The sequence below is a fragment of the Daejeonella sp. genome (genome assembly GCF_044232565.1).
GTDB lineage: Bacteria > Bacteroidota > Bacteroidia > Sphingobacteriales > Sphingobacteriaceae > Daejeonella.
This window is the reverse complement of sequence record NZ_JBIILQ010000026.1, coordinates 1-19,127: the sequence shown is the minus strand read 5'-3', so window position 1 is coordinate 19,127 and position 19,127 is coordinate 1. Positions and strand designations below refer to the sequence as shown.

Annotated in this window: 21 protein-coding genes; 15 read left to right on the top strand and 6 right to left on the bottom strand. The window is 34.8% G+C overall.

The genetic code is table 11. The features are described from left to right. The 12 genes from ACILQF_RS02865 to ACILQF_RS02810 form a co-directional block, all read left to right on the top strand. A partial coding sequence (locus ACILQF_RS02865) for a cytochrome c oxidase subunit II (protein WP_395625909.1) occupies window positions 1–803 on the top strand: 803 nt, incomplete at its 5' end. A gap of 2 nt (window positions 804–805) precedes the next feature. Then, window positions 806–2,713, top strand: a complete 1,908-nt coding sequence (locus tag ACILQF_RS02860; protein WP_395625908.1) for a cbb3-type cytochrome c oxidase subunit I — start codon at window positions 806–808, stop codon at window positions 2,711–2,713. Window positions 2,714–2,998: 285 nt separating this feature from the next. Then, window positions 2,999–3,886: a heme o synthase gene (cyoE, locus tag ACILQF_RS02855; protein ID WP_395625907.1), complete on the top strand. Its 888-nt coding sequence runs from the start codon at window positions 2,999–3,001 to the stop codon at window positions 3,884–3,886. A gap of 4 nt (window positions 3,887–3,890) precedes the next feature. Continuing rightward, window positions 3,891–4,472, top strand: a complete 582-nt coding sequence (locus ACILQF_RS02850) for a heme-copper oxidase subunit III (protein WP_395625906.1) — start codon at window positions 3,891–3,893, stop codon at window positions 4,470–4,472. 23 nt (window positions 4,473–4,495) lie between these two features. Then, a complete protein-coding gene (locus ACILQF_RS02845) occupies window positions 4,496–5,185 on the top strand; it encodes a cytochrome c oxidase subunit 3 (protein WP_395625905.1) in 690 nt (229 codons plus the stop codon). Window positions 5,186–5,206: 21 nt separating this feature from the next. Then, complete coding sequence (locus tag ACILQF_RS02840; RefSeq protein ID WP_395625904.1) at window positions 5,207–5,548, top strand: cytochrome C oxidase subunit IV family protein; 342 nt, start codon at window positions 5,207–5,209, stop codon at window positions 5,546–5,548. Next, complete coding sequence (locus ACILQF_RS02835; RefSeq protein WP_395625903.1) at window positions 5,548–6,255, top strand: SCO family protein; 708 nt, start codon at window positions 5,548–5,550, stop codon at window positions 6,253–6,255. Before ACILQF_RS02840 ends, ACILQF_RS02835 begins: the two co-directional genes overlap by 1 nt. Window positions 6,256–6,276: 21 nt before the next feature. Next, entirely contained in the window at window positions 6,277–6,816 is a 540-nt protein-coding gene (locus tag ACILQF_RS02830; protein WP_395625902.1) for a DUF420 domain-containing protein, read from the top strand. Between the two features lie 91 nt (window positions 6,817–6,907). Beyond that, complete coding sequence (locus ACILQF_RS02825; protein WP_395625901.1) at window positions 6,908–7,183, top strand: hypothetical protein; 276 nt, start codon at window positions 6,908–6,910, stop codon at window positions 7,181–7,183. 48 nt (window positions 7,184–7,231) lie between these two features. Further along, entirely contained in the window at window positions 7,232–7,639 is a 408-nt protein-coding gene (locus ACILQF_RS02820) for a DUF983 domain-containing protein (protein ID WP_395625900.1), read from the top strand. Next, entirely contained in the window at window positions 7,617–8,279 is a 663-nt protein-coding gene (locus tag ACILQF_RS02815) for a DUF2461 domain-containing protein (RefSeq protein ID WP_395625899.1), read from the top strand. Before ACILQF_RS02820 ends, ACILQF_RS02815 begins: the two co-directional genes overlap by 23 nt. A 9-nt stretch (window positions 8,280–8,288) precedes the next feature. After that, window positions 8,289–9,128, top strand: a complete 840-nt coding sequence (locus ACILQF_RS02810; protein ID WP_395625898.1) for an OmpA family protein — start codon at window positions 8,289–8,291, stop codon at window positions 9,126–9,128. A gap of 39 nt (window positions 9,129–9,167) precedes the next feature. Here the strand turns inward: ACILQF_RS02810 and rfbC are convergent, their stop codons facing one another. The 3 genes from rfbC to ACILQF_RS02795 are packed head-to-tail and all read right to left on the bottom strand — an operon-like array spanning window position 9,168 to window position 11,871. Beyond that, the gene (gene rfbC, locus ACILQF_RS02805) at window positions 9,168–9,716 is read right to left on the bottom strand and encodes a dTDP-4-dehydrorhamnose 3,5-epimerase (RefSeq protein WP_395625897.1); all 549 of its coding nucleotides are present in this window, start codon (window positions 9,714–9,716) and stop codon (window positions 9,168–9,170) included. Further along, on the bottom strand, window positions 9,713–10,021 hold the full coding sequence (locus ACILQF_RS02800) for a DUF4286 family protein (protein WP_395625896.1): 309 nt from the start codon (window positions 10,019–10,021) through the stop codon (window positions 9,713–9,715). The genes rfbC and ACILQF_RS02800 overlap by 4 nt, the downstream gene beginning before the upstream one ends. A 23-nt stretch (window positions 10,022–10,044) precedes the next feature. Beyond that, window positions 10,045–11,871: a tetratricopeptide repeat protein gene (locus tag ACILQF_RS02795; protein WP_395625895.1), complete on the bottom strand. Its 1,827-nt coding sequence runs from the start codon at window positions 11,869–11,871 to the stop codon at window positions 10,045–10,047. Window positions 11,872–12,146: 275 nt separating this feature from the next. On the opposite strand from ACILQF_RS02795, the gene ACILQF_RS02790 reads away from it, so the two are divergent. From ACILQF_RS02790 to ACILQF_RS02780, 3 genes are read left to right on the top strand one after another with little or no spacing between them, the layout of a single operon-like run. Next, window positions 12,147–14,033, top strand: coding sequence for a prolyl oligopeptidase family serine peptidase (locus tag ACILQF_RS02790; protein WP_395625894.1), 1,887 nt, complete (start codon window positions 12,147–12,149; stop codon window positions 14,031–14,033). Window positions 14,034–14,036: 3 nt separating this feature from the next. Beyond that, entirely contained in the window at window positions 14,037–15,710 is a 1,674-nt protein-coding gene (locus ACILQF_RS02785; RefSeq protein WP_395625893.1) for a sensor histidine kinase, read from the top strand. 2 nt (window positions 15,711–15,712) lie between these two features. Beyond that, complete coding sequence (locus tag ACILQF_RS02780) at window positions 15,713–16,402, top strand: response regulator transcription factor (protein WP_395625892.1); 690 nt, start codon at window positions 15,713–15,715, stop codon at window positions 16,400–16,402. Between the two features lie 36 nt (window positions 16,403–16,438). Here the strand turns inward: ACILQF_RS02780 and ACILQF_RS02775 are convergent, their stop codons facing one another. From ACILQF_RS02775 to ACILQF_RS02765, 3 genes are all read right to left on the bottom strand, one after another. Continuing rightward, a complete protein-coding gene (locus tag ACILQF_RS02775; RefSeq protein ID WP_395625891.1) occupies window positions 16,439–17,101 on the bottom strand; it encodes an MOSC domain-containing protein in 663 nt (220 codons plus the stop codon). Then, complete coding sequence (locus ACILQF_RS02770) at window positions 17,101–17,976, bottom strand: UbiA family prenyltransferase (protein WP_395625890.1); 876 nt, start codon at window positions 17,974–17,976, stop codon at window positions 17,101–17,103. The genes ACILQF_RS02775 and ACILQF_RS02770 overlap by 1 nt, the downstream gene beginning before the upstream one ends. Before the next feature lie 18 nt (window positions 17,977–17,994). Next, on the bottom strand, window positions 17,995–19,127 hold a 1,133-nt coding region (locus ACILQF_RS02765), incomplete at its 5' end, for a metallophosphoesterase (protein WP_395625889.1).

Here is a 19,127-nt window from a genome sequence, read left to right as displayed (position 1 = left end):
TGTTTAAAATCACTTTGATTTTAACAACTATCGTATTTATTTTAACTCATATTGCACTCTTTGGCTTCTCATTCAAGTATAGAGGATCTGAAAATAGAAAGGCATATTTCTATCCACATAATAACTCCTTGGAAAGAATTTGGACTATCGTTCCTGCAATTGTGTTAACAGTTCTTGTATTGCTAGGATTCTTTACCTGGCGGAATATTACCAATGTATCTCCAGAAGATCAGAAATTGGCTATCAACATTGAAGTAGTAGGTGAGCAATTTAAATGGACACTTCGATATGCTGGCTCTGATAATCAAATTGGCAGACGTAACTATAAATTGACTACGCCAACCAATGGTTTGGGAATCGATTTTAAGGATCAAAAGAGTTGGGATGATAAACTTGTTAGTGAAATTGTAATTCCTGTAGGAAAGCCTGCTCGTTTTACTATCGGATCTAAAGATGTACTTCACAGCTTTTATTTACCTGATTTTAGAGTTCAAATGAATGCTGTTCCAGGTATGCCAACTTATTTCCAATTTACTCCACGATTGACGACTGTTGAGATGAGAGAAAAAAGGAATAATCCTAAATATGATTACGTTCTTCTTTGTGCTAAAATTTGTGGTGCTGGCCACTATAATATGCAAGCAAAAGTTACTGTTGTTACTGAAGCAGAATATGCAACTTGGATCGCTAAACAGTCTCTTTATTACAATGACGATGTTAAAAAAGAACTTCAGCTGGTAAACAAAAAATCCGTTGATCAAAACAATAAAATTGCTTTAAATACTAATACTATTATCAACTAATTATGGCAAGCACTGCAACACACGATTCCGCTGTACTTCACCAACATGATAACCACGGACACGATCACGGGCATCATAAGGAAACATTTATAACGAAATATATCTTTAGCCAGGATCATAAAATGATCGCTAAACAATTCCTAATCACAGGGGTAGTGATGGCTGTCATCGCAATGGTATTATCCATTTTATTCAGACTTCAATTGGCTTGGCCTGATAAGAGTTTTCCACTTTTGGAGGTCTTACTTGGCGACAAGTGGGCTGAAGGAGGTCGTATAAAACCAGATTTTTATTTGGCTATTGTTACCATTCATGGTACAATGATGGTATTCTTTGTATTAACCGCTGGATTGAGCGGAACATTCAGTAATTTATTGATTCCTCTGCAATTGGGGGCTCGAGATATGGCTTCTCCCTTCCTAAACATGGTGTCATATTGGTTGTTTTTTACAGCTTGTACTATTATGATGGCTTCTTTCTTTGTTGAAAGTGGGCCTGCAAGTTCTGGTTGGACAGTCTATCCTCCATTATCCGCATTGCCAAAAGCTATAAGCGGATCGGGTACAGGGATGACTTTATGGCTTATTAGTATGGTGGCATTCATCGGTTCATCATTAATCGGAGCTTTGAATTATATCTCAACTATCCTTAATATGCGTACCAAAGGTATGGATATGTGGAAAATGCCTTTAACCATTTGGGCCTTTTTCTTAACTGCAATTGTTGGTGTTTTATCCTTTCCTGTTTTGGTTTCCGCAGTTGTACTTTTAATATTTGACCGCAGTTTTGGTACTAGTTTCTACCTTTCTGATATTGTTGTTGCCGGACAGGTACTTCCCAATCAAGGGGGTAGCCCAGTATTATGGCAACATTTATTCTGGTTCCTTGGGCACCCAGAGGTGTACATCGTAATTATGCCAGCATTAGGTATCACTTCTGAGGTTATTGCTACTAATTCTAGGAAACCAATTTTCGGATACCATGCCATGGTTTATTCCTTAATTGGTATCACAGTTCTTTCTTTTATTGTGTGGGGTCACCATATGTTTGTAACTGGAATGAATCCTTTCCTTGGAGGGGTATTTATGATCACAACCTTGATCATTGCTGTTCCATCTGCAGTAAAAACGTTTAACTATTTAGCAACTATCTGGAGAGGTAATTTGAGATTTACTCCTGCTATGTTATTTGCAATTGGCTTAGTTTCTTTCTTTATATCTGGTGGTTTAACCGGTATATTTTTGGGTAATGCGGCATTAGATATTAACCTGCATGATACCTATTTCGTTGTAGCTCACTTTCACCTCGTTATGGGTTGTGCTGCTATATTTGGCATGCTTTGCGGTGTTTATCACTGGTATCCAAAAATGTTCGGACGAATGATGGATGCACGTTTGGGTTATTTGCACTTTTGGTTGACCTTTATATGTGCTTATTTGGTATTCTTCCCGATGCACTTTATGGGTATTGATGGTGTTCCTCGTCGTTACTATGCATTCACTGAGTTCGCATTTATGCAAGAATGGCTGACTGTTAACGTATTTATTACTTGGGCAGCAATTATTTCAGCATTGGCTCAAGTTGCATTCCTATGGAATTTCTTCTACTCTATGTTTTATGGTAAGAAGGCAGAGCAAAACCCTTGGCAGTCAAACACTTTAGAGTGGACAGCCCCTGTGGAGCATCTACATGGTAACTGGCCAGGAGAAATTCCTTCTGTGTACCGTTGGCCATATGACTATAGTAAGCCAGGGCATGATACAGACTTTATTCCTCAAACAACACCTTTGTCTGAGACGATGAGTTCTAATCTTGCACATGATTTTGAGGATAACCCAGAAGCTGAGCGCATACAACAGGAGTGGGAAAAGCAACATGCTAAGCAGCCAAAAGCCACTGAGCAAGTTTAGTTTTAAAATACGATAATGATAAGCAGGCAGTATTAACGTACTGCCTGCTTATTTAAAATCTATCCTATTTCGTTTTTGGATTCTAAATATTTATCTGTTATTCCTTAGATGTTGCGCTTCCACAAATTTTAATATTGTTAATTCAATATCATTTATTTGCGAGTTTAAATGATATATCAATGAGGAATGATGTATAAAGATATTTCCTTAGTACTTTTGAATCCTCCTGGAAATCCATTGTATTTTGTGCATGTTCAGGTGTTAAATTTGTGAAATAGAAAAATAGTGAGGAAATTCATATCCGATTTCAATAAACTAATCAAATTAAGACTTACGTTGACAGTTGTGTTTTCTGCGTCAATTTGTTTTTTAATGGGAAGCAAATTTCAGGGGGAAATCAATTGGTTTAACTGGCTTATTCTGACCCTTGGAGGTTTTCTGGTAACAGGTGCTGCCAATGGGTTTAATGAAATTATTGAGAAGGATTTAGATAAACTGATGAAGCGCACAATGGATCGTCCAATTCCTTCGGGAAATATGACTACAGGGCAGGCTTTAGTCCTAAGTTTAATCATGGGGATTTCAGGAACGATGCTTTTAGTTAAGCTAAATTTTCCAACTAGCTTACTAGCAGTATTTTCTATCTTCTTGTACGCATTTGTGTATACACCGATGAAAAGAAAATCACCAATTGCAGTTTTTATTGGTGCTTTTCCTGGTGCTTTCCCTCCATTAATCGGCTTTTTTGCTGCATTTAATGAACCTCGAATTTCTTGGATTCCAGTGATACTTTTTTTGATTCAATTTGTTTGGCAGTTCCCACATTTTTGGGCTATTGCTTGGGTTTTAGATGAAGATTATAAAAGAGCTGGATTTAGATTGTTGCCAACTACGAAGCAGGATAAAACAAGTGCCATAATAACTCTTCTAACAACTATTATTTTAGTTCCTGTAAGTTTGATGCCAACAGCGTATTTAATGCCAAGTGGAGCAGCCTTTGCTGGTAATATTTATTTAGTCATTGCCCTTATAGCTGGAATATATTTTATTTGGAAGGCTTTTTTATTATATAAAAATATGGATGTTGCGTCTGCCAAGAAATTGATGTACACCTCTTTTATTTACCTACCCTTGTTACAACTAGCTTTATTGTTTGACTTTATAGTAAAATAAAATTATGGAAATTAACAATTTACAAGTTGAGGATAGACAGAACTTTAAAGCAAGAAAGTTTTTAATGTGGCTGTTTATTATCTCTTCATTTATGATGTTTGCTGCTTTAACAAGTGGTTTTATTGTTTATACTGAAGGAAATGTTGAGAGGGGCATTAAGGTTTTGCTTCCTAAACAATTCATGTATAGTACATTACTTATCATAATAAGTAGTTTTACAATGCACATGGCCTATTTATCTGCAAAGAAACTACAGTTTGCCAATCAAAAACTCTACATCGTTCTTACCATTTTGTTTGCTTTTGCATTTTTCTTTAGTCAGTACTCTGCCTGGAAGTCATTATATGATTCTGGTGCCTATTTTGTAAATTATAATGCTTCTCAGTCCTTTATTTATGTATTTTCTGGGGCTCACTTACTTCACATTATTGCAGGAATATTTATGCTACTATATGCTCTTTTAGGCAAAATTCGTAATATTCCACAGGTACGTAATATCTTTCGCATGGAAGTGACATCCATTTTTTGGCATTTTATAGATATCCTATGGATTTATCTATATGTTTTCTTACTTTTGAATCAATAATAAATCAATATACCATAGTTTAAATGAGTACTACTGTATCAAAACTAGATGAACTAAAAACTGACGCCTGGAGTGGCGGTAAGTCGCCATTTTCTGTAGAATATGGAAAACTAATGATGTGGTTTTTCCTTTTGTCGGATGCCTTTACATTTTCAGCATTTCTAATTTATTACGGAGCACAGCGCTTTAGTAAAATGAGCTGGCCTGATCCTGATGTTGTGTTTCAGTCCATACCGGGTGTTGCAGATCATGGATATCCACTTGTTTTTGTTGGAATCATGACCTTTATCTTGATTATGAGCTCCGTAACAATGGTTCTTGCCGTTGAAGCAGGACACCGCAATTCTAAGAAAGAGGTTGTTTGGTGGATGGTAGCTACCATTATAGGTGGTTTTATGTTTCTTGGTTGCCAAGCTTTAGAATGGACGCACTTACTTCATGAGGGATATTGGTGGGGAGCTTTTCCCGAATCCTATACTGGTGTAGATACCATTGGTGCGCTACAGTTTTCAAATCTTTTCTTTACCATCACAGGGTTCCATGGTTTTCACGTATTTACTGGGGTGCTAATAAATATTATAATCCTCTTTATGGTTTTGGCCAATGTTTTTCAAAAGAGTGGAAGTTACCTGATGGTTGAAAAAGTGGGACTTTACTGGCACTTCGTAGACCTTGTTTGGGTTTTCGTATTTACATTTTTCTATTTAGTTTAAAATCCTGATAACCGATATATAATGTCAGCAGAACACACAAATCACGAGCATGCTTCAGAGCATGAGGGAATGAGCAAGAAAAAAATCTGGCAAGTTTTCTTTTACTTATTAGGTATAACAGCTATCGAATTTTTTATTGCTCTTTACTTGATACCTAAAGGTATTTTGGGGCACGGAATGGGTAATTTTTTTTATATCGTTCTAACTCTAGTAAAAGCATTCTATATTGTTGCATATTTTATGCACCTAAAATTTGAAAAATTTGCTTTAAAGACTGGGATAACTGTTTCTTTGATTTTCATTATCTACTTTATTGTTTTAATGTTAATTGAAGGATCCTATCAATTTGTTCAAATGAATTAATGAGTTTACCCTCATTTCCCCTAAAAAAGATCTTGATACTGCTAATACTTTTAGCGGTACCAGGAGCTGTTTATTATTTGTTGAAGGAAAAAGGTGTTAATAGATACCGTCCCTTACCAATATATGGCGAAAAACAGGTTGCTAAAACTTTTACGATTAAGCGTCGCAAGCAGGTTCCAGATACTATTTATCATGTTATTCGCGACTTTAAATTTCTAAATCAAAATTCTGATACGGTCAGTTTCCCCGCTGATAGTAATCAAATTACAGTAGTCAATTTCTTCTATACTCGATGTCCTGTTTATTGTTTGAATATGAACAAGGAGATGGCTCGAGTAGCAAAAATCTATAACAATAATAGACTCATGCGATTTATCTCTATTAGTGTAGATCCTGAGAATGATACACCTGCAGTTCTTTCTGAATATAGTAAAGCCTTTGTTGCCGAAAATAAAAAGTGGGATTTTGTTACTGGAGATAAAAATCTTATTTTCTCTATTGCGAAAAACGACTTCCTTGTTGACGCAATTCAAGATACAATCAATAAGAATGAAATCATTCATACTCCAATGATAATACTTCTTGATCCTCAAAAAAGAATTAGAGGGTATTATGATTCTAGTCGCAGACCAGACCAGGTAAACGTGCTAATTGATGAAATTAAACTTTTGATTACGGAAGAATTAAGAACTATTAAAAACCGTTAAATTTTATTTGGTTGATTTCCTATGAACGATAAATTTATTTCAAAGCTAATTGCTGGAGTTTCAGTTTTTGTACTGATTGTGGTCATTATTCTACAAAGTAATATACTCAATATTTTCCCTGATAAAACAGCAATCCCGTCTTGGGTATTTTTACTTCCTAAATTTAATGCAATAATTAATGCGGCATGCAGTGTTTTATTATTGCTTTCTCTCTATTTTATAAAAAAGAAAGATATTGAGAGTCATAAAAAAACGAACATAATAACCTTCATATTATCCTCATTATTTTTAGTTTCTTATATTATTTTTCATGCCACCGGTATTAAAACAACTTATGGCGGTGTTGGATTTATTCGCACAGTTTATTATTTCATTTTAATAACGCATATTATTTTGGCTGCTATAGTACTTCCTTTGGTGCTTTTTAGTTTCCAAAAGGGACTTCAGATGGAGATTGTGGCGCATAAAAAACTTGTACGCTGGACCTATCCAATTTGGTTATATGTGACTGTTACGGGGGTTATTGTTTATCTGATGATTGCGCCTTATTATACATTTTAATATTCCGCGCGGACAGAGATTTAAACCTTATTAAACCTCAGATTGGATCGTTAAAATGCATTTTCATTTCAAAATACCTTATCTTTGTATTATGAAAATTTTTAGAGTGCTTCTGGTTTGTTTTATTTTTTTAGGCTCTACTTTTAACGTTGCAGAGGTGTCCGCACAATGTTCTATGTGCACCCTAAATGCAGAAAACTCAGTGCAAAACGGAAATACTGAAGGTAAAGGGCTAAATAGAGGTATTCTTTATCTATTGGCGGCACCTTATATTGCTATTGCTGGTGTAGGTTTTCTATGGTATAAGAAATACCGTCGTAAAAATATTAGTTTAAATATGAAAGAAAATAAGATTAACCTCAATTAGATTCTGTTTTTCTATTTTATTTATCATTTTCCCATACGCTCAGTTTCAATGTCAAAAACATCACAATTTTTAGCAGTTTTAAACTCAAAATGTCCACGTTGTAGAAGGGGTAAAATTTTTTCGGGTTCTTTGTATGGTTTTAATTTGCAGCGTACCAATGAAACTTGTTCTCATTGCCAGATGCGATTTGAAATTGAGCCTGGCTTTTTTTACGGTGCCATGTACGTAAGTTATGCTTTTGTAGTTGCTGAAATGTTAAATGTTGGCCTATTAACTTATTTAATAACAGGAAATGATAAATCTCCTTGGTTATACATTTTCTCCATCCTATTGTCTGTTTTAGCTCTTACCCCAATAAATTATCGGTACTCTAAGGTTCTTTTGCTTCATTTTTTGACACCTAAGGTTAAGTATAAGCCAGAATACGACACGAATGATAAACTCGAACACATTTAAATTTTTAGGCGATTTAGCTTCTAATAATAACCGCGATTGGTTTTTAGTAAATAAGAATAGGTATGAAGACGCGCGTTTAAATGTTCTTGAATTTGCTGAGGATGTATTATCTGGAATTTCCAATTTTGATCCTGCCATTCCTTCTGTTTTAGCACCCAAGGATTGTGTAAATCGAATTTATCGTGATGTTCGATTTAGCAAGGATAAAACACCTTATAAAAACAATTTTGGGATTGGTTTTTCTCCAAATGGAAAAAAATTCATTGGGCCAGGTTATTATTTGCATATTCATCCCGAAGATTCGTTTATTGGTGGAGGATGTTGGATGCCTGAAGCTGAATTATTGAAGGCTATTAGGCAGGAGATTGATTATAATGGGAGTGATTTTCATAAAATCACGGAAAATCCTTCATTCGTAAAGTTTTTTGGTAGTTTAGACTCGGAATATAAGCTTAAAACTTGTCCAAAAGGTTACGATCTTGATCATCCTGAAATTGAATTTTTAAAATTGAAAAGTTTTACTTTTACTCATGCATTAACTCAAAAGGAGCTGTCAAGTTCAAGTGCTTTGGAAGAAGTTATTGATGGCTTTTCCAAATTATATCCTTTTATTGCATTTTTACGTAATGCGCTTTCTTAAACGAATTTTATGAGAAATATATTTTTAGCTATTTTGGTATTGTTTTCAATAAGTTTTTCCTCTTCCTGTGTGGTAATGTCAACTAAAAAGTACAATACATTACTTGTACAGAAAGATTCTTTGTCGCTAGGCTGGGAAGCATCAAGAAATAAATCGATTGCCTTGGAAGGAGAGATTGTTAGTTTACGGTCTGATAGTGCATTACTTCAAGATAAGATTTCTGAGCTGGAAGAAAAGCTTAAAACTCTTGATGATAGTTATTTAGCGCTACGATCAAATACCAGTTCCGAAATCCAAAAGTTGGCAGATGATTTACAAAAACGTGAAGAGCGATTAAGGGAAGTTGAAGATATTCTTCGTAAAAGAGATGAGGCAACGAATGCTTTGAAAAATAAATTGCAGAAAGCTTTGTTGGGTTTTCAGCAGAATGGCCTTAGTGTGGACATAAGGAATGGTAAAGTTTACGTTTCATTAACAGATAAATTATTGTTTGGCAGTGGCAGTATAATTATTGATGAAAAAGGAGAATTAGCTTTGAAAGAGCTCGCTAAAGTATTAAAAACTCAACCAGAAATCAATATTTCTGTGGAGGGTCATACGGATAATCAGCGTGTAGTGAATTTGGGTCAAATAAAGGATAATTGGGATTTGAGTGTTTTGCGAGCAACCTCTGTAGTTCGATTTTTAACGGAAATTGAAAAAATTGAGAATGATAGAATTACTGCAACAGGAAAAGGGGAATACCAACCAATAGAAGCTGGCACAAGTGCGGAGATTAGAAGCCGCAATAGACGCATTGAGATTGTGCTTTCTCCTAAACTGGATGAGCTTTATAACTTGATCAAGTAGAGTATTTAAAACTAAAAAGAGGGGTTTAAACCGATCTTTTTAAAATGAGGAATCTAGATCCTTAAATAAAGGGAGCGTTTGATCCTTATCAGATAGTATTATTTGATCTGACGCTATTCCCCAGTCTATGCTTAGTTCAGGGTCGTTCCAAATAACACCAAACTCAGAAGATTTATTATAAAGTCCTGAAACTTTGTAAGCGAAAATAGTATCATTTTCTAGCGTCAAAAAGCCGTGTAAAAAACCTGGAGGTATCCAAAGCATTCGATTATTTTCACCACTTAATTCTACCGATTCATATTGGCCATATGTTTCTGATCCTTTACGGATATCAACAGCAATATCCAAAACTCTACCTTGTATTACCCGAACGAGCTTGCCCTGCGCAAATGGATTAGCTTGTGCATGTAAACCTCTTAATGTTCCTTTTTGTGAAAGCGACTGATTGTCTTGAACGAAATTAACATGAATGCCTGCATCATCGAATGATTGTTTATTATAGCTTTCAAAAAAATAACCCCGACCATCTTTCCAAATCTTGGGTTCAATTATATAAAGATCCTTAATTTCTGTTTCTACAAAGTTCATTGGTTATCAATAAATTCCATTACTGTTGGAAAGATTACAACTTTATTATTAAATTCTATTGGTGTATTTGCATTTAAAAGTCCTTCGTGTTTTTCCTTAAACTCATTCAATTTTTGAATTGAATCCGAAATGAATTGGACGCAGTAGGTTACACCTTCATTGGGTGAGTCGACTACTTTTAACAATCGGCTTGAGATAAAGCAGTCAGTTCCCATAATTGCTGGAATTTGCTCTCTTTGCATCCAATTTAACCATTCAATCTGGATTTCATTTTCCAAAATTATGGTTACATTATATAAAATCATGTTGCGAATATAGGAATAGGGATTTAAAAATTAGGATTTAGAACTTCATTCAAATGATCTCCTCTGAGTTTACGAAAGCGTTGCCTTGCTTCAAGTACAAGTAAACTGCCCGGAAAATCACTAAATATTTTCTGATAGAGCTCCATTGCTTTGTCTGTTTGCTTGGTTTTAACTTCATAAATTTCAGCTAATAAAAATAAGGCATCATCTACCCAAAGTTCTGATACATGTACATTTATGATCTCTTGAAGCTGTTTAATTGCTTCATCTACTGAATTATTATTTATAAATATTTTAGATTTTAACATCGCAATATCATCTCTTAAAGAGTTTTCTGGGTAAAGAATATTTATGCTATCCAAAATGTTAAGTGCTTGTTCTGTTTGGTTTTTAAAAAACAGAAAGTCTGCTTTTGCATATTTTTGTAGCGCTAAACTATCATTCTTAGTATTAAGGTTGCTTGAAATTAGTAAACTAAGGTTTAGTGCATCGTTTGCAATTAATTGAGAAGTGGAGCTTTTTAAGATGTCAAGTTGTGCTTTCGACCATAAGAAGTCGCCTTGAAAATATGCTAATTTTCCATTTTTAAATTTTGCCTCTTGTCCCATTGGTTCGTTTGCAAAGTCTTTTTCAACTTGTCCGAATAAAAGAGTTGCCTCCCACACTTCTCCACTCAAGATGTATATATCACCAAGTTCTAACTTTATTTCCCCGATTAGTTGTTTTTGAAGGTCTGCTAGGTCTAATAATGCCTCCATTTGTTGGGCAGCGAGTTTTGGTTTTTCAAGATAATAGGCCTGTAAGTAGGCAAGTTGTCGTATTGCCAATACAGTTTCCCGTTTACGACCAAATTCACTTAAGAGAACATTGTAATCATTCTCAAGATTAATCAACTCCTCCTTACTCGCCTTTTTTGAGTTTAGCTGCCTGCTTTTTATAGTAAGGAGTTCAATCTTTGCAGGGATATAAAATTGATTTGAGCTCCCTTTCGAAATTAAGTAATTCAAGGATTCAAAAGCCTGCTCATAAGCATTATTTGAGGTCATTATTTTTGAAAGTTCAAATACTCTTAAACCACTTTCTTTTAAACGGCGGTCCAGAGCAAGAGTTTGCTTCAAGGCCATGTCGAATTCCTTTTGCTGTATGTATTGCCAAGTTAAAAGTTCAGTTAGTGCGATGCTTTGGGAATCCTTTTGAAGAAAACGTAAAATTTCCGATTTTAGGACGGCATAGTCCTCTTTGCCCTCAAAAATCCCTCCTAGTGTCCTTTGTGCTTGCGTAAGGGCCTCTGGATTTATATTTAATAAGTTAATATATTCCTGAATGAGCATTTGCTTATCCTTTTTAAATCGATATAAACTTAAGAGCTCGAAGGTGAAGGCATTCTTTTGGTTTATTAATTTTCTACCTGTAAGTAGTGCTTTTATCGAATAATCGTAAGCTTCAGCCCTGTATAATGTAATTGCAAGATCTTTTATAGCAAATTCCTCGGGCGGCATGGTTCTGATTAAATTATTGAACCAATCTGCTGCTTTTTCTTGCTCATTCTTCTCTAAAAAAATTCGTCCAATATCAACTGAAAAGATAAAATTGGAGGGATTGTCTTTTAAAAGGCTTTTTACAAGTTTGTCGGCTTGATTAAATTGTTTTGTTTTAAGAAGAGCATTGAAATAAGGGTCGTAATAACTTAAATCTTTAGATTTTTGGAACAGTTTTTCAAATAATGGCACAGCTTTTTCAAAATCTCCCGATTGAAAATACTGCAATGCTAGGGCGTCTTCAGAACTAATTTGTGCCTTGAGCTCCGTGAATGTGCCGAGAAGAAAAAGTATAAGAATGACGTTTTTCATTATTTTTTTGACATTCATTTTTCTGAATGCCTAAAGTTAAGTTTAATGCCATTAATTTTGCTTAAATTCAGAAATTAGTGTTTAACTAACCTTTCCTTTGATTCATATTGTAAATATTAAAATGGTATAGTAAATGATTGAAGCGGATTTAATTAGGTTTCCTAATTTTTTAAATATCTTGATTCAATTTTTGCATGTAACATTTATCTATATTTTTGATTTTGAATAGGCTATTGAACTTTTTTGAACGAAATTTGTGTACTAATCATTGAATAATGCAGTTATTGAGAAAACACTTATTCTTTTTATTATTACTGACATTAGCCTCCTGTTCTTACAAAGATTCGGTTGAGCGAATTCCTTTGGAAAAGTTTTTTGCTGCACCGTTGAAAACATCTTTTTTAATTTCCCCCGATGGAAAGTTTATTTCTTATTTAAAGCCTGATAATAACCGTATTCATATTTATGTTGAAACTTGGGATGGTAAAAACACCATCCAGTTGACATGTGATACTAACCGAAGCATTGCAAACTATTTTTGGGCTAGTAATAACGAAATTCTTTATCTAAAAACTGGCCCAGCCAACAAGGATGCCTCCTTAGTTGCAATAAAAATTGATGGATCGAATAACCGTGATTTATTATCATCTAATGACTCAAAAATTAGGTTAATTACAAATTCCAGAGTTTATGATGATCACGTATTGGTTGCGCTAAACAAGAGAGATTCAACTGTATTTGATGCTTATCGGTTAAATATTCAAACTGGTGAATTAGCCTTGCTTTTAAAAAATCCAGGGAATATTACGAAGTGGTACTCTGATCCAGCAGGTAAATTACGGATGGCAATTGCTAGCGATGGGGTTAATGAAACATTATTATATCGTAAGCAAGAAGGCCAGAATTTCAATGCTGTTCTAACAAATAATTTTAAGACTACTATCTTGCCCTTAGCATTTAGCCCGGATAATTCTTGCATTTATGCTTTGTCTAATCAGAATCGTGATAAGATGGCGCTCGTTGAATTAGACTGTAAAACAGGACAAGAGCATCGTACAATTTATAGTAATGCTGATGTAGACGTTTCGGATGCATTTTTTTCTTTGAACAAAAAGAAACTGGTTTATGCGGGCTATGAAACGTGGCAAAAAGAACGTCATTACCTTGACGATTCATTTAAAAACATTTTCAATAAACTTGAATCATTGTTGCCAAATACAGAAATTCGATTGAGTAGCTCTGATTCGGCAGAGAGTAAGTTTATTGTCCGTACTTATACTGACCGTGATCCTGGTTCATATTACCAATACACACCCATTGGCAATAAATTGGTGAAGTTAAGTGATGTCAATCCTGCTCTGCTTGTAGAAGATATGGCTGAGATGAAACCAGTTAGTTTTAAAACTCGAGATTCTCTTACTGTTAATGGCTACTTGACTCTCCCAAAGGGTAAAAACATAGAAAATTTGCCTGTAGTTGTTATGCCTCATTCAAGTTCTGACTTCAGAAATAGTTGGGGCTATAATTCTGAAGTACAATTTCTAGCAAACAGAGGTTATGCTGTATTTCAAGTAAATTTTAGAGGAACTAAGGGCTATGGCAAGAAATTTTGGACTGCCGGTTTCAAAGAATGGGGTGGAAAAATGCAAGATGATATTACGGATGGCGTTCGTTGGTTGATTTCCGAAAAAATTGCTGACCCTAAGCGAATTGCAATTTATGGTTTTAGTTTCGGTGGTTTCTCTGCCTTACACGGACTATTTTCAAATCCTGATTTGTATCAATGCGGAGCTTCTTACTCAGGGTTTACCAATTTATTCGCCTATCTTAAAGACATTCCACCTTATTTCAGGCCCTACCAGCAAATGTTTTATGAAACAGTAGGTAATCCTGAACTGGATTCAGAATATTTTAGAGCGGTATCTCCAGTTTTTCATACAAATAAAATTAAAGTGCCTGTTTTGATTGCTCAAGGTGCCAGAGACCCGAGAGTAAATATGAATGAAACAAACCAGTTTGTTAAGGAGTTAAAAAAGAAAAATGTACCAGTAACTTATATCCTCAAAGAAGACGAGGGCCATTACTTCAGAAATCTTGAAAATAGACTTGAGTTTTACAGAGAACTTGAGGTGTTTCTTGATAAAAACCTTAGCCGTAAATAGCGGATGAAGCATTATCAGCAAACGTACCGTAAAAACTTTTCCCTGGTTATTATTTTTCTCATCTTAATTACGGCAGCTTTAGGGGGTTCCTTATATGTTGCTTATGATTTTACCACTAAGTATGTAGAAAATGAATTTACCTCTCAAAAAATTGAGGTTTTAGAAGAAACAGTTAAGCCATACAATGATTTCTTTCAGAATAAAATCCCTGAAATTTCATTTTATCAAGGCTATCTTGACTCTACTCAAGCAGCAAAGTACATAGATACCATTTTTCGAAAGTTTAATTTTGTGGATCGTGTTGTTTTTTATGATGCAAGTATTAGTAATCATCGTATTCCTGATGGGATACGAGTCAACAACTTTTCTTTAGGGCCCAAGGCGGTTTATCAGTTCGCTAGAAATCTTCCTCAAGATTCAGTCGTTTTGTTTAAAGAAAACTTGGTCAATAACGTGTTTTCATTAAAGGCTGGTGATGAGTTTAATAAAATGGCCATAAAATTTAGCGGATTTATTGAGTTGGCGGATACAAGTCGCGCGCTTAGTGATTCTGATCGCTTCAATATTTTCTATAGTGTCATTTCAAAAAGGATTACCTACATGAATATCCCCAGAAGGGAAGAGATTAGAATTTATAAAGATTTAATGTCAAGAAATCAGGGTATTTCTCCAATTTATGAGTTGGATATGTTCTCCTTTTACCTCGATCCTCTCAAATTAACTATTAAAAATACTAAACCACAGCTCTACGAATTCATAAACATAAAACCTTTGGTTTATGAATCGCTCGAAAACACGTCCGAGATTTTAAGTAATGATCTCCCATTATCAGGCCCATTTTCTGATTATAAACTGTATTTTAGCTCAACAAAGAGCTTCCTTCGTAAAGAGATAAATGCTCGCTTTTTACCTATTTCGGGGGGCTTAATTATCTCTTATTTTGTACTTGTTCTTATTGCTTATCTAATTTTTAGGAATCTGAACATCAACAGTAAGCTTTTCAAACTACAGTACGATTTTATCAATAATCTTAGTCATGAGTTTAAAACGCCAGTAAGTGTTATCAAAATAGCAGGTAATAATATCAGGAGTGCTTCTGAGCTAAGTGATCGAGAGCGCCTTCATTATGGCAAAATACTTGATGAAGAAGCAGATAAGCTTAATGACCTGATGAATAAATTACTTTCATTTACTCAAATTGAGAATAAGGCCATAAAAATTAAGCCTGAAAACATTAACCTAGAAGTTTTTTGTCAGAATTTAATTGATAGTTATCAAGTGAAGTATCCTAATTTTGATATTTCTTATGCGATAAAAGGTGTTGAATATTTTAGATCAGATCCGGTTTTACTCGTTAGCATATTTCAGAATTTGATTGATAATGCCTATAAATATTCTAGGCCCGATAATAAAGTTTTAAAGATTCTAATAACTAAAATTAAGAAACAAGTAACGTTCAAATTCTCCGATCAAGGCATTGGTATTCCTACAAAGGACCTAAATAATATATTTGAAAAATTTTTTAGGGTTCAAAATGAGTATAATCAGCAGGGGAGTGTTGGCTTAGGTTTGGCATTCTGTAAAGAACTGGTTAAATTTATGCATGGAACAATATCAGTAAAAAGTGCAGTTGGAAAGGGTTCTGAATTTACAATAGAGTTGCCTTACGAATTATAATTATGCAAAAAGAAATTAAGATTGCCGTTATTGAAGACGATGAGAATTTACGATTCTTGGTTGTACATCGTTTGCAGGCTGAAGGCTATAAAGTTGTAGAGGCGTTTGATGGACAAGTTGCTGAAAGCTTAATCATGGCCGAGCAGCCAGATATTGTATTGCTCGATTGGATGTTGCCTTCTAGACAGGGTTCTGAAGTTTGTCAAAATGTGAGAAAACTCGGATTTGATAATTTGATTATCATGATGACGGCTAAGTCGCAGGACATTGATAAAATTGATGCCTATAGCTTTGGGGTTTCAGATTATGTTACCAAACCTTTTAATATGGATGTATTGGTAGCACTTATCGAAAATAAAGTCAAATTTGTTATCAATAGTGATAAATCCGAAATCTACAAGTTTGGCAATATGGAGCATCATCCTAACACCCATTCATTAATGCGTGAAGGTAAAAAGATTGAACTTACTATTTTGGAAAATAGAATTCTTCTTTACTTTTTGAAGAATGTCAATACAGTAATTAATCGTGATGAACTGATGATGGTTGTGTGGGGATACAATTCGGATGTGAATACCCGTACCCTCGACATGCATATTGTACGATTACGTAAGAAAATTGAGAACAATCCAGATAGACCACATTATATGCAAACGGTGAGGGGAGTAGGTTATAAATTTGTTATTGACTAAAGAATAGAGGCGTACTAATTTTTTTGAAAAAACCTACTAGCCTGCTTTCATTCGCATTTTTTCAAACCTAATTCTCCATTCTTCGGTTAGTGGAGATAGCTTTATTAAACGTTCGAGCCACTCTTTATTACCTGGATTATGGTAACGTATCTCATTCACGTCCATTACCGATATCTGTTCGGGATGGGAGCTTATCTGTACTAGCTTATCAGTTTTTTTTACAAATCCAGCTTTTATAGTTCTCAAGTAAAAGCCTGTTAGGCCACTTTTTTGAAGTAGAATGGGAAATTTTTTATAATTATATCGTATTCCAATCATATAACAAGGCCCACGTGGTTCGGATACTTCCACTATGGCTTCGCCTAATTGATAACGATTACCAATGTATACGCAACTTTCATGTGCATTTTCGCCTGACAAAGTCAAGTTTTCACCAAATGCACCTTGTTCAAGGTCGAAACCAAGTGTATTGCTCCATTTTTCAAAATGATCTGAATTATAACAACAAATTGCTTTGTCATTTCCTCCATGATATTTTGTGTTTTTGACCATATCTCCAGCAAAGCCTGTATGGGTTAAATTAATTCCTTCAGATTCTATCCCCACCTTCCTGAATGCGCTCATTGCTTTTTGATGATCAGAAACGAGTAATTCGGCCTTGCCAAGAATGTTTATGGAAGTAATTTGAATATTTTTCATCAGCTAATCAGTTTAAACAATTGAAGAATTACTAGTTGCAGAACCATGGTCCCATCTAGTAAAAGAAAGTAGTAATATTCGTTTTTGTTCCATCTCGACTTTAATATAAGCCATCCCGTTACAAAAATACTAAGGGCTATTGCCCAGAAATTTGCATCAAGTTTTTCTGTATATGCGAACAGCAAGATTACTGAAGCCGCTAAGAATAACTGACAAAGGAATAATGCTTTTTTTTCTCCAAATATAACTGGGATTGTTCTTAACGCACTGTTCTGATCCTGAAAAAGGTCCCGAATGTCAAACGGAATAGCGATTGCAACAATAAATAGGAAGCGAGTAAAAAATAATAAAATTGATTCCTTGTTTGAGATGTTTAATATTCCATTACCCTCAATTTCAAGTATTGGAAGTAGTACAGTACTTCCAGCCCAGACTGCGCCAATGATGAAAAGCTTAAATCCGTAAATGTTTCTAAGCCCGAATTTTTTACCAGGAATGCCAAATATTGGAAGGCTATAGGCTATGGAAATAACTCCAAGGCTTAACATAAGAATTAAGGAAGATTTACTTAGAAGGAATACAAATGGGATTAAACTTAAAACTGAAATAATGAAAAGGCCTATCATCAGCCTATAATGCGAAAATATCCACCTCACTCTTAAAAACTGTGAGTTTTCAGTCTTTTCAGGCTTTGAAAGAAGAATACTGAAATTATAGATGGTGAGGGTTGAAAAAAATAGAATGCCTAAAACATAATTATCAGGGTTTATTCCGAGAATCCAATAGCTTATTATACCCTGGCAAACAGCGCATAAAGCGATAAAAATATTGCTAAATAACAGAAAGTTTAGCGTTTGACTAAGATATTTGTTCATTAATTGAACTGAGGATATTTATGATATTCCCCGTTTCAATTCAAATATCGTTATTTCAGGTAACATTCCTACTCTGCCAGGATAGCCAAGAAAGCCATATCCTACATTCACATATAATTGCTGCGAGCCTTCTTGGTATCGGCCCGACCATTCTTTGTAAACATATTGCGCCGGACTCCATTGGAATTGTTCTGTAACAATGCCAAATTGCATTCCGTGGGTATGCCCACTAAACATGGCATCAATTTGAGGATAATTGGGTAATACTTGAGCTCTCCAATGCGACGGGTCATGCGATAGTAAGAGTTTAACAGGAATATTATCGGTATTTGTTAGAGCTGTATCCATTTTTCCATATTTTGCAAAACGACCAACCCCCCAGTTTTCTATACCCACAATTGCAATCTCTTCACCCTCAATTTTAATGGTTCTATTCTCATTAAGAAGTAAGTCCCAACCCATATTTTTATGAGTTAACTTTACATCTGCTAAGTTTTTAGCTTTTGCTGCCGAAGGGCCAAATCCGAATTGATAATCGCCATAGTCATGATTACCTAGCACAGAGTACACCCCTAGTGGAGCTTTTACCTTGGTAAAAATATCTTGATAATCCCGCATTTCTGAAGCCAAATTATTAACAAGGTCGCCAGTAAAAAACACAAGATCAGGCTTCGCTTTTAACAATATTTCCACTCCACCCAATACAGCTTTAGGGTCATAAAAACTACCGGAATGGATGTCTGATATTTGACCGATTGTGATTCCTTCAAAGGCTTTGGGGAGATTTGGTAAAAATAAAATTTGCTTTTTTATTTGGTAGTCGTGTGCACTTGATGCAATTCCAAAGCTTAAAGATCCCAAGGGTAATGCGGCAACTAAGGTCCCAGCCTTAATTAAAAACTCAGATCTAGGTATAGCGTTTTCTTTATGGGCCTCCCCAATTTGTGCTGTCTTGGATTTTACAAAATACTTTCTTCTGACCCAAATTAAGCCTCTTCTAAGATCATCGAACACCAAAAAAGGCAATATGAATATTTTAGAGACAAATGTTAGGAAAAACAGAACCAATATAATGGTCCGATACAGAAATTTAATATTGAAAAATATGCTGATAAAAACGCCAATAATTAGAATGAATGTGTATCCCCACC